Genomic DNA, 10594 nt, shown 5'->3' with positions numbered 1-10594 from the left:
GGTCGGTGAGGACTCCGGCCGGGCCCCGCCGCGTTCACCCGGCTCCGATGATCCAGCGGCGCAGGGTGCCGTCCCGGCCCACCGTGGCCAGCAGGGTGCCGTCGGGGGAGAAGGCGAGGCCGTTGACGGCGCCGGTGTGCCCGGCGAGGGGGTGGCCGACCCGCTCGCCCGACGTCACGTCCCAGAGCAGGACCCTGCCGTCCGCGCCCGCGCTGGCCAGCAGCTCCCCGTCCGGCGAGAAGGCCAGGTCGTAGACGGCGCCGGTGTGCCCGACCCCGACCCCGCCCCTGACCCCGGCGGAGCCGACCGGTGTGCCCGTCAGCGGTTCCCAGAACCGCACGCTGCCGTCCGCCAGGACCGCGGCGAGCCGGTCGCCGTCGGGGGAGAAGCCCACGGCCCAGGCCGTGCCCCCGCCGAGCCTGCCGAACCGGCCCACCAGGGCCCGTAGGTGCTTGTCCCACAGCAGGACCTGGCCGTCCGCGCCCGAGCTGGCCAGGTGGAGGCCGTAGGGCGAGTAGGCCAGCCCGACCACCTCGTTGGTGTGCTCGGTCAAGGACGCCATGAGCCGCCCGGTGGACCGGTCCCAGAGCCGGACGGTGGCGTCCGCGCCGGCCGTCGCCATCTGCCGCCCGTCCGGCGAGAACGCGACCTTCTTCACGGCGCCGGTGTGCCCGGTCTCGAAAGCGTCCCCCGACCAGGGCTCGAGCGGATCGCGCAGGCACACGGACCGCCCGACGGAAGCGGTCGCCAGCAGGCCTTCGTCGGGGGTGAAGGCCAGCGCCCAGGGCAGCGTGGGCGGGTCGACGAGCGCTTCGCCGACGGCGTGCCCGGTCACGGGATCGTGCAGCAGGACCGACCCCTCGCCGGTGGTCGCGGCCAGCACCCGACCGGAGGGCGCGAAGGCGACCCGGATGAGCGCGCCGGAGACCTCCACGGGCGGCAGCTGGACGGGCTGGCGGGCGCGGACCGCCGTGGCCAGCGCGCGGGCGGCGACCGTGGGCGCCGGGGCGGGGGCCTCCCGTCCGTACAGGACCACCGTCCCGTCGGTGCCGCCGACGGCCAGCAGCCGCCCGTCGGGGGAGAAGGCCAGGGCTCCGGCGGCGCCGACGGCTCCGTCGTGCAGGGTGAGCGGCGGGGCCGCCGGGAGGCCGGTGCGGGGGTCCCAGAGCCGGACCGTCCCGTCGGCGGAGGTGCTGGCGAGCAGCCGACCGTCGGCGCGGAAGGCCAGGGCGTGGATCGCGTCCCGATGACCGGCGAGCGGGACGAGCGGGATGCCCGGCCGGGTGCCGAGCCCGCCCGCGGTGCCGTCGGCACGGCCGAAGGCGACCGACCTCCCGTCCGGGGAGAGGGCCAGTACTCCCGGGGCGTCCACCCGCGGGCCGATCGGCTCCCCCGTACCGGGGTGCGGGTGCAGCAGGTCCCACACCCGGGCGCCGTACCCGGCGCCGAGCAGGCGCCCGTCGGGGACCAGGACGAGCGTGCGCAGCCCCTGCGGGTCCCCCTCCTCGGATTCGATCAGGTCGGCCCCGTCGCCGGAGGCCGGGTTCCACAGCCGTACGTTCCCCTCGAAGTCGAGCACGGCCAGCAGGGCCGGGTCGGTACCGCAGGCCATCATGCGCAGCGGCGCCCCGGTGCCGACCAGCGGGGGCCCCGCTTGTGCGAGGGTCCGGGTCGCGAACTGGTGCACTGTGGTGCGGTTCCCGGCGTCCGTCACCAGGATCCGCCCCTCCGGGGTGAACAGCACGGGAAAGGTGCCGGGGAGCGAAGCGGCGAACCGCTTCCCCGTCCCGGTGTGCCAGATCCGCACCCGATCGTCCGCGCAGGTGGTGGCGAGCAGCCGGCCGTCCGGTGAGAAGGCCACGCTCCGGACCGGACCGGAAGGGTGCGCCAGGCGGTGCAGGGGGGTGAACAGGAGGGGCGGGACGCGGTCCGGCCGGGGCAGGGGCCGGGGCTCGGGGCCGGGGCGCGGCTCGTGCGCGGCCGCCGGTTCGGGTGCGACCGCAGCTTCGGACCCGGTCCCGGGCTCGGGCGCGGTCGCCGGTACGGGCTCGGGCGCGGCCGCCCGTCGGCCCGCCGCCGCGGGGCGCAGCGCGGCCAGGGCGCGCCATTCGCGGCGCCACCGCTCCAACTCGGGGGCGGAGTGCGGGGGCACCGCGATCTCCTGGCCGAAGGCGTCGTAGGCGTAGAGGATCCGTACGAGCCCCATCAGGGTGTCGAAGCCGAGCAGCCGCTTGCCGCTGAAGGCGTCGCTCTGGGTCGCGACCGGCAACCGGATGCCGCTGTCGGACCGGCCCGCGCGCCCCGCGAGCTCCCGGTACGAGCGGTGCCCGCGCTCGCCGCGCAGGGCGCGCAACTCGGCCGCGAAGGCCCGTAGTCCCTCGTCGAAGCTGTTCGGTGGCTCCATCGCCCACCAGGTTAGAACGGGCGTGGCCGGTCGGTCCGGGACTTCGCCGAACAGAACGGAACACCCCTGCCGTTCGCGGGGGTTCGGGGGCGATCCGAAAACGTCCGGCTTCGTTCGGTACCGGTGCCGGGGGCCCGTCCGGGCTGCTGACATCGGGGCATGACGAACGAGCCGCTCCCCGAGCCCTTCTTGACCCTGCACACCGCCTTCGTCCTCGTGACGGCCGTGCTCATCGGCTGCGCGGCGGGCGTGCTCACCCATCTGGGAGGCACCCATCCCGCCCTGTCCGTCCTCGCCGGGCTGACCGCGGGGGGCGGCGCGGTGCCCGTCCTGCGCGGCCTCATCCGGTGACGGCCTCCGGGCGGACCTCGCCCGAGCCGCGGGCGATCAGTCGGGTCGGCAGCTCGATCCGCGCCGGCGGCAGGTCCGCCCCGGCCAGCCGCTGGAAGAGGCGCTCGGTCGCGACCCGTCCCAGGGCCGCCGCGTCCTGGGCGACCACGGAGACCGCGGGACGGATCAGGTCCGCCAGCTCGAAGTCGTCGAAGCCCACCAGCGCCACGGGCCGCGCTCCGGAGGCGGCCGCGGCCAGCACGCGCACCGCCGTCACCGTCACCCGGTTGTTGCCCGCGAAGACGGCGGTGACCGGGTCCGGGCCCGCGAGCATGGCCGTGACCGCCGCGGTGACCCGCTCCGGGGAGGTCGAGCCGAGGGACTCCCACGCCCCGTCCACCGCGAGCCCGGCGGCGGCCATGGCCGTCCGGTAGCCGCGCAGCCGCTCCGTGGCCGTGTGGATGCGGGGATGGTCGCCGATGAATCCGATCCGGCGGTGGCCGTGGGCGATCAGGTGGGCCACCCCGTCGCGGGCGCCGCCGAAGCTGTCCGAGAGCACCACGTCCGCGTCGATCAGGCCGGCCGGGCGGTCCACGAACACCGTCGCCACCCCGGCCCGGATCTCCGGCTCCAGGTAGCGGTGGTCGTCACCGGCCGGGATGACGATCAGGCCGTCCACCCGGCGCGCGCACAGCGCGAGCGCCAACTCCCTCTCCCGGTCCGGGTCCTCCGCGCTGGAACCGTTGATCAGCAGGGCGCCGTTGGCCCGCGCGACCTCCTCCACGGCCCGGTTGAGCGGCCCGTAGAACGGGTCGGCGAGGTCCTCCAGGACCAGGCCGATCGTCGCGGTGCGGCCCTTGCGCAGCACCCGGGCGCTGTCGTTGCGCCGGAAGCCCAGCTCGTCGATGGCGTCGTGCACCCGCTTCTCGGTGTCGGGGGTGACGCCGGGCTCGTCGTTGACGACGCGGGACACGGTCTTCAGGCCGACCCCCGCCCGGGCCGCCACGTCCTTCATCGTCGGCCGCCGGCCGTAGCGGGGCTCGGGCGAACGGCGGGAGTGCGGCACGGTGAGGAACCTCCGGTGAGGGCGGGCACGGCGGTCGCGCGTCCGGTCGCAACGCGCTGACCTTGAGGATAAGCACCTCGGCCGATTACCGGGTTTCCGCGACGGGCTGGTGCGGGCAAGCCACTGGGGGTTCGGACGGGCCACGGGAGTTTCGGGAAGAGGGGTAATCGTGATTGTCTGGATCAACGGTGCTTTCGGGGCCGGAAAGACCAGCACGGCCCGAGAACTGACCGGGCTCCTGCCGGACGCCACCCTGTACGACCCCGAGACCGTCGGTGAGGCCCTGCGGCTCCTGCTGCCGCGCGAGCGGCTCGACGAGGTGGCCGACTACCAGGACCTGCCGAGCTGGCGGCGCCTGGTCGTGGACACCGCCGCCGCGCTGCTCGCCGAGGTGGGCGGGGTGCTCGTGGTGCCGATGACCCTGCTGCGCCAGGAGTACCGGGACGAGATCTTCGGAGCCCTCGCAGCGCGCCGGATCCCGGTGCGGCACGTCCTGCTCGCCCCTGAGGAAACGATCCTGCGGTCCCGGGCGGCGACCGTCGGGGGCCGGTCGTGGTCGCAGGCGCACTTCTCCTCCTACCGGGAGGCGCTCGGCTGGCTCGCCTCCGACGCGCACGTCATCGACAACGGCGCCCTGACGGCCCGGGAGACGGCGCGGTGCGTCGCCGAAGCGCTGCGCTCCGACAAGGTCGCCCTCTGCGACATCGTGCAGACCCCGGAGCCCACCGCGGAGACCGTCGCCGCCGGGGTGCTGCTCTTCGACGACCACGACCGGGTGCTCCTGGTGGATCCGACGTACAAGCCGGGCTGGGAGTTCCCCGGTGGCGTGGTCGAGGCGGGAGAGGCGCCCGCCCGTGCGGGGGTGCGCGAGGTCGCCGAGGAGCTGGGCGTCGTACTCGACCAGCCGCCCGGGCTGCTGGTCATCGACTGGGAACCGCCCTGCTCCCCGGCCTACGGCGGACTGCGGCTGATCTTCGACGGAGGGCGGCTCTCCCCGGAGGCGGCGGCCCGGGTACGGCTGCCGGGGCCCGAGCTGCGGGCCTGGCGGTTCGTGACCGAGGCCGAGGCCGCCGGGCTGCTCCCGCGGCACCGGTTCGAACGGCTGCGCTGGGCCCTGCGCGCGCGGGAGCGGGCGACCGTGCTCAACCTGGAGGCCGGCGTCCCGGTCGGCGCGGCCTGAGGGTGCGCCGACGGGCGCCGCTCAGCCGGAGGTCCCGTCCGCGGCCGCCTTCAAGGTGGCCGCGGCGTCCCCGGTGAGCGGATCGCCGTGCCCGAAACAGACCACCGACGGGGCGAGGGAGGCCAACCGGTGCATGGACTCCAGGGCGCGAGCGCGGTCCACGTTGAACACCCCGAGCATCACCTGGCCCGCCGAGGCCACCGCGTCACCGGTGAACAGCACGCCGTGGTGCGGCAGATGGACTCCGATGCTGCCGGCGGTGTGCCCGGGCGCGTGCACGACGTACGCCCCGTCCCCGAAGCCCAGCGCGTCGCCGTCCGCCACCTCGCGGTCCACCGGGGTCGGCGGCGCCTCGGGCAGGGTCAGCCCGCGCTCGTAGAACGGGACCTCCCAGTCGAGGAGCACCGGCTCCGGGACCGGCAGCTCGCCGCGGATCACCGGGGCGTCGAGGCGGTGCGCCACCACCGTCGCGCCCCAGCGGGCCGCGAGTTCACCCGCGGAGCCGATGTGGTCCCGGTGGCAGTGGGTCAGGACGATCCGCTCCAGCCCCTCGGGGCGCAGCCCGAGCGAGCGGATCGCCTCCTCGATCCCGGCGGCGGAGCCGACCGGGCCGGAGTCGATCAGGGTCAGTGCCCCGCCGTCGCGCCACAGGTAGGCCTGGCCGATCGGATAGCGGAGCATGTGCAGTCGTTGCGGTATCACGTCCACGAGGTCCATGGCGCGAACGTACGCGTCCGCGCCCCCCGTTGACGTGCGCCTTCGCCCGCAGCGGAGTCCGCTCGGAGCGGACGCCGCCGCGGGGGCGACGCGGGTGCGGCGTCAGCCGCGCTTGGACTCCGCGTAGTTGACCAGGAACAGCGCCTCGGAGACCGAGAGCCGCTCCAACTCCTGCGGCGACACGCTCTCGTTGACCGCGTGGATCTGCGCCTCCGGCTCGCTCAGCCCGATCAGCAGCATCTCGGCCTCGGGGTACAGCGAGGTCAGCGTGTTGCACAGCGGAATCGATCCGCCCATACCGCTGATCTGCATCTCCTGGCCGGGGTAGGCCACCTCCATGGCCGCACGCATCGACGCGTACGCCGGGCTGTCGGTGTTCGCCTGGAACGGCTGCCCCTGGCCGACGACCTCGAGTTCGAGGCGCGCCTTCCACGGGATGTGCGCCACCAGGTGCGCCTCCAGCAGCTTGATCGCCTCGGCGACGTCCACGCCCGGCGGCACGCGCAGGCTGACGAGCGCGCCCGCGCCGGCGTGCACCGACGGGGTCGCGCCGACCACGGGCGGGCAGTCGATGCCCAGCACGGTGACGGCCGGACGGGCCCACAGCCGGTCCGCGACCGTGCCGTTGCCGATCAGCTCGACGCCGTCGAGCACCCGGGCGTCGCCGCGGAAGTCCGCCTCCGGGTACTGCAGGCCCTCCCACACGGCGTCCGAGGCGAGCCCGTCCACGGTGGTCGAACCGTCCGCCGCGCGCAGCGAGTCCAGCACCCGGATCAGCGCGGCGAGCGCGTCCGGCGCGGCCCCGCCGAACATCCCGGAGTGCAGGTTCCCGCCGAGGGTCTCCACCTTGACCTTGAGCAGGGTCATCCCGCGCAGGGTCGCGGTCACCGTCGGCAGCCCGAGCCGGAAGTTGCCCGCGTCACCGATGACGATGGTGTCGGCGGTCAGCAGCTCCGGGTTGGCCTCGGCGTACTGCTGGAGGCCGCCGGTGCCCTGCTCCTCGGACCCCTCGACGATCACCTTCACGTTGACCGGCACACCGCCGTTGGCCTTGAGCGCGCGCAGGGCGAGCAGGTGCATGATGAACCCGCCCTTGCAGTCGGCCGCGCCGCGCCCGTACCAACGGCCGTCGCGCTCGGTCAGCTCGAAGGCGGGGGAGATCCACGCGGCGTCGTCGAGCGGCGGCTGGACGTCGTAGTGCGCGTAGAGCAGCACGGTCGGGGCGTCCGCCGGGCCCGGCAGGAAGCCGTACACCGACTGCGTGCCGTCCGGGGTGTCGAGCAGCGCCACGTCCTGGAAGCCCTCGGCCCGCAGCGCGTCGGCGACCCAGTTCGCGGCGCCCTCGCTCTCGCTCTTGGGGAACTGGGCCCAGTCCGCAACCGACTGGAAGGCCACCAGCTCGGCCAGCTCCTGCTTGGCGCGGGGCATCAGCGAGGCGATGGTCTCGACGATCGGATCGGTCGACATGGGCACGCTCCTTTTGGGTGCGACGTTGGTCTGCGTAAGAGTGTGGACAGGGGGCGGGGTGCGTACACCGGGTTACGGCGTATCACGGTCCGATCCTCCCACAGCGGGGTGAGCCGGACTCGCGCCGTAGGATTTCCCCGGCATCGGGACCCCGGGACCGTCGGGGCCGTCGGGACCATCGGGACCAACGCGGGATCAGGAGCAGCAGCACATCGTGAGCAGCGACGACGTACACGGCGCGGGCAATGCGGGCGACGCAGGCCAGGCGGGCGGCGCGGAGCAGGACGCGCAGGGGGCGGGCGAAGTGGCGGAGGTGACCGGTACGACGGCCGGGCGGCCGGAAGGGGCCCGGGAGCGGCAGGAGTCGGGCGGGCGGCAGGAGCCGAACGTCGCGCGGGAGCCGGGCGAGCAGGAAGCGTCGGCCGAGCAGCAGGCGTCGGGCGAGCAGGAAGGGGCCGAGGAGCCCCTGGGTGCGGAGGAGGCCCAGGACTGCGGTGAGGTCTGGGACGTGATCGTGGTCGGCGCCGGACCGGCCGGAGCGTCGGCCGCGCACGCCGCGGCCACCGCGGGTCGGCGGGTGCTGCTGCTGGAGAAGGCCGAGCTGCCGCGCTACAAGACCTGCGGGGGCGGCATCATCGGCCCCTCGCGGGACGCGCTGCCGCCGGGCTTCGTGCTGCCGTTCAAGGACCGCATCCACGCGGTGACCTTCTCGCTGGGCGGCAAGCTGACCCGTACCCGGCGCTCCAAGAGCATGCTGTTCGGGCTCATCAACCGGGCCGAGTTCGACGCGGCCCTGGTCGCCGAGGCCGAGAAGGCGGGCGCGACCGTGCGCACCGGTACGGCCGTGACCCGCGTCGAGCAGCACGGTCCGGCGGTGCCCGACCGGCGCACCGTCGCGGTGGTGCTCGGCAGCGGGGAGATCGTGCTGGGGCGCGCCGTGATCGGCGCGGACGGCAGCGCGAGCCGGATCGGTGCCCACGTCGGGGTCGAGATGGACCAGGTCGACCTGGGTCTCGAAGCGGAGATCCCGGTCCCGCCGACCGTGGCCGAGGACTGGAAGGGCCGGGTCCTCATCGACTGGGGCCCCCTGCCCGGCAGTTACGGCTGGGTCTTCCCCAAGGGCGACGTCCTCACCGTCGGCGTGATCTCGGCGAAGGGCGACGGCGCGGCGACCAAGCGCTACCTGGAGGACTTCATCGCCCGACTCGGGCTGGCCGGTTTCGAGCCCTCCGTCTCCTCGGGGCACCTGACCCGCTGCCGCACGCCGCAGTCGCCGCTCTCGCGCGGGCGGGTGCTCGTCGCGGGCGACGCGGCCGGGCTGCTGGAGCCGTGGACCCGGGAAGGCATCTCCTTCGCGCTGCGCTCCGGGCGGCTCGCGGGGGAGTGGGCCGTGAAGATCTCCGAGGCGCCGGACGCGGTGGACGCCCGCCGCCAGGCCCTCAACTACGCCTTCGCGGTCAAGGCCGGGCTCGGCGTCGAGATGGGCGTGGGCAAGCGCATGCTGGGCGTGTTCGTGTCCCGGCCGGGCGTGCTGCACGCCGCGCTCATCGGCTTCGGACCGGCCTGGCGGGCCTTCGCCCGGATCACCCGTGGCTCGACCGACCTGGCCGACCTGGTCCGCACGTACCCGCTGGCCCGCAAGGCACTGCACGCGCTCGACCGGCGGCAGGAGCGGGTCTAGAGGCGTGCCGGGGGCATCCGCGCGCGTGTGCTCGTACGCCTACGGGCACACGTACGCCTACGGGCACACGTACGGGTACGGGTACGCGTAGGCGTGCGGCCCGTGGGGTCAGCCCGTGACGGTGAGGCGGAAGACCGGGTGGTCGGCGGCGGCCGCGCGCAGTTCCTCTTCGGAGGAGCGCGCGGTCACGCCCCGGAAGAACCGGTCGACCTCCCAGCCCCACTTGACGAGATAGCCGCGCAGGACGACGGCCTTCTCGGCGGGGTCGGTCAGCTCGACCGCCGTGAAGGCGCGGACCTTGCGGCCGACCCGGAGCTCGCCGCCGCCCGCGGCGCGCATGTTGCGCACCCACTGGGAGTGGCCGCGGGCGGAGACCAGGTACTGGGCGCCGCGGTCGGTGTACGGGTTGACCGGGATGCGCTGCATCCGCCCGGACGTGCGGCCGCGGACCGACATCTCCGCGGTTCCGGCGAGGCTGATGCCCAGTCGGGCCAGCTTGCCGAAGAGGGCGTTGAAGCGCGTGCCGAAGGCACCGGCCTTGACGTAGTACGGGGCGGCGGGCGTGGTCATGGCGGCCTCCGGGGCTGGGCGGCGCGTCGTCGCGTCGCGGATCAGTGGCGCGGGGATTCCGCTGGCTCGCCGGGATCACCGATGCACTTCGAGAGCGGTGCTCTCGCTTGAGATCAGTGTGCACGGATCGCCGCGCCAAAACAAGAGCGGTGCTCTCGATTCTGATCGTCGATCTCGTTTTCGGGCAGTGCTCTGCCTGCGTGCCACACTGATCCCATGAGCACCGTGCGAGGGGCCAGGGAACGGGCCCGTACCGAGATCACCGCCGCCATCAAGGACGAGGCGCGCCGCCAACTCGCCGCCGAGGGGGCCGCCAAGCTCTCGCTGCGCGCCGTCGCCCGCGAGCTGGGCATGGCCTCCTCCGCCCTGTACCGCTACTTCCCCAGCCGTGACGACCTGCTCACCGCGCTCATCGTGGACGCCTACGACAGCCTCGGCGCCGCCGCCGAGGCCGCGCACGCCCGTACCGGCGCGACCGCCGCCGCGCCGCCCCGCACGTGCTGGCTCGCGGTCTGTCGGGCGGTCCGGGTCTGGGCGCTCGCGCACCCGCACGAGTACGCGCTGATCTACGGATCGCCCGTACCCGGCTACGCGGCGCCCGCCTCCACCGTGGCCCCCGCCTCCAGGGTCGGCCTCGTCCTCATCGCGATCGTCCGCTCCGCCCACCAAGGCCCCGGCCTGGCCCTGCCCCCGCTCGCTCCGGCGCTGCGCCCCGAGGCGGAGCGGATGGTCGCGGACTTCGCCCCCGGGCTGCCGCCCGAGGTCGCGCCCGCCCTGGTGGCCGCGTGGGCGCAGCTCGTGGGACTGGTCTCGTTCGAGCTGTTCGGGCAGTTCCACCGGGTGGTCGAGGAGCGGGAGGCCTTCTTCGACCACGCCGTGGAGCGCCTCGCGCACGAGGTGGGCCTCCCCGTCCCGCCCCCCGCCAGGTGACGGACGACCGCATGGCGCACTGACAAGCGGGCGAGCGGGTGAGCGGGCGAGCGGGCAAGCCGACGAGCCGACGAGCGGACAAGCGGACAAGCGGACAAGCGGATGAGCCGACAAGGTCACCAGGTGACAAGTCGCTTGTCTGTTCCTCACATCAAGAGAACCGGTTCTCCAACCCCCGCCCCCTGGCCCCCTCTAGTCTTCCTCGCGGCGGTGCCCCGTCGCCCAGACGCCTGCCGGAGGAAGGATCAC

Annotated in this window: 9 protein-coding genes; 4 read left to right on the top strand and 5 right to left on the bottom strand. The window is 74.5% G+C overall.

What is annotated here, in order from left to right; genetic code table 11:
* Window positions 1-34: 34 nt before the first annotated feature.
* Window positions 35-2404 carry a WD40 repeat domain-containing protein gene (locus ACFWAR_RS11840; RefSeq protein ID WP_385775762.1) on the bottom strand — a complete coding sequence of 790 codons (2370 nt, stop codon included), beginning with the start codon at window positions 2402-2404 and terminating at the stop codon, window positions 35-37.
* A 159-nt stretch (window positions 2405-2563) separates the two neighbouring features.
* Here ACFWAR_RS11840 and ACFWAR_RS11835 point away from each other — a divergent pair, with 159 nt between their 5' ends.
* Entirely contained in the window at window positions 2564-2755 is a 192-nt protein-coding gene (locus ACFWAR_RS11835) for a hypothetical protein (RefSeq protein ID WP_385775760.1), read from the top strand.
* Here the strand turns inward: ACFWAR_RS11835 and ACFWAR_RS11830 are convergent.
* Window positions 2745-3749 (bottom strand): LacI family DNA-binding transcriptional regulator, encoded by a 1005-nt coding sequence (locus tag ACFWAR_RS11830; RefSeq protein WP_385775778.1) that lies wholly within the window; start codon window positions 3747-3749, stop codon window positions 2745-2747. The two genes, ACFWAR_RS11835 and ACFWAR_RS11830, sit on opposite strands and share 11 nt — an antisense overlap.
* Window positions 3750-3969: 220 nt before the next feature.
* Here ACFWAR_RS11830 and ACFWAR_RS11825 point away from each other — a divergent pair, with 220 nt between their 5' ends.
* Window positions 3970-4980: an NUDIX domain-containing protein gene (locus ACFWAR_RS11825; protein ID WP_385775758.1), complete on the top strand. Its 1011-nt coding sequence runs from the start codon at window positions 3970-3972 to the stop codon at window positions 4978-4980.
* Window positions 4981-5001: 21 nt separating this feature from the next.
* Here ACFWAR_RS11825 and ACFWAR_RS11820 read toward each other — a convergent pair whose 3' ends face one another.
* Together ACFWAR_RS11820 and ACFWAR_RS11815 are read right to left on the bottom strand one after the other, a co-directional pair.
* Window positions 5002-5697 (bottom strand): MBL fold metallo-hydrolase, encoded by a 696-nt coding sequence (locus tag ACFWAR_RS11820; protein ID WP_385775757.1) that lies wholly within the window; start codon window positions 5695-5697, stop codon window positions 5002-5004.
* A gap of 102 nt (window positions 5698-5799) precedes the next feature.
* Window positions 5800-7164 (bottom strand): dipeptidase, encoded by a 1365-nt coding sequence (locus tag ACFWAR_RS11815; RefSeq protein WP_385775755.1) that lies wholly within the window; start codon window positions 7162-7164, stop codon window positions 5800-5802.
* 466 nt (window positions 7165-7630) lie between these two features.
* Between ACFWAR_RS11815 and ACFWAR_RS11810 the strand changes: the two genes are divergently transcribed.
* Window positions 7631-8845, top strand: coding sequence for a geranylgeranyl reductase family protein (locus ACFWAR_RS11810; protein WP_385775776.1), 1215 nt, complete (start codon window positions 7631-7633; stop codon window positions 8843-8845).
* Between the two features lie 108 nt (window positions 8846-8953).
* On the opposite strand, the gene ACFWAR_RS11805 is transcribed toward ACFWAR_RS11810, so the two are convergent.
* Window positions 8954-9415 carry a nitroreductase/quinone reductase family protein gene (locus tag ACFWAR_RS11805; RefSeq protein ID WP_385775753.1) on the bottom strand — a complete coding sequence of 154 codons (462 nt, stop codon included), beginning with the start codon at window positions 9413-9415 and terminating at the stop codon, window positions 8954-8956.
* 216 nt (window positions 9416-9631) lie between these two features.
* Here ACFWAR_RS11805 and ACFWAR_RS11800 point away from each other — a divergent pair, with 216 nt between their 5' ends.
* Entirely contained in the window at window positions 9632-10345 is a 714-nt protein-coding gene (locus ACFWAR_RS11800; RefSeq protein ID WP_385775751.1) for a TetR/AcrR family transcriptional regulator, read from the top strand.
* The last annotated feature ends 249 nt before the right edge of the window (window positions 10346-10594 follow it).

Source organism: Streptomyces sp. NPDC059917 (assembly GCF_042730635.1).
GTDB lineage: Bacteria > Actinomycetota > Actinomycetes > Streptomycetales > Streptomycetaceae > Streptomyces.
This window is presented reverse-complemented; position numbering and strand designations above follow the sequence as displayed.

Bases quoted from the DNA above. Each gene is read 5' to 3' on its own strand.
- ACFWAR_RS11840 (WP_385775762.1), bottom strand. From the start codon at position 2,404: ATGGAGCCACCGAACAGCTTCGACGAGGGACTACGGGCCTTCGCGGCC.
- ACFWAR_RS11835 (WP_385775760.1), top strand. From the start codon at position 2,564: ATGACGAACGAGCCGCTCCCCGAGCCCTTCTTGACCCTGCACACCGCC.
- ACFWAR_RS11830 (WP_385775778.1), bottom strand. From the start codon at position 3,749: ATGAAGGACGTGGCGGCCCGGGCGGGGGTCGGCCTGAAGACCGTGTCC.
- ACFWAR_RS11820 (WP_385775757.1), bottom strand. From the start codon at position 5,697: ATGGACCTCGTGGACGTGATACCGCAACGACTGCACATGCTCCGCTAT.
- ACFWAR_RS11815 (WP_385775755.1), bottom strand. From the start codon at position 7,164: ATGTCGACCGATCCGATCGTCGAGACCATCGCCTCGCTGATGCCCCGC.
- ACFWAR_RS11805 (WP_385775753.1), bottom strand. From the start codon at position 9,415: ATGACCACGCCCGCCGCCCCGTACTACGTCAAGGCCGGTGCCTTCGGC.
- ACFWAR_RS11800 (WP_385775751.1), top strand. From the start codon at position 9,632: ATGAGCACCGTGCGAGGGGCCAGGGAACGGGCCCGTACCGAGATCACC.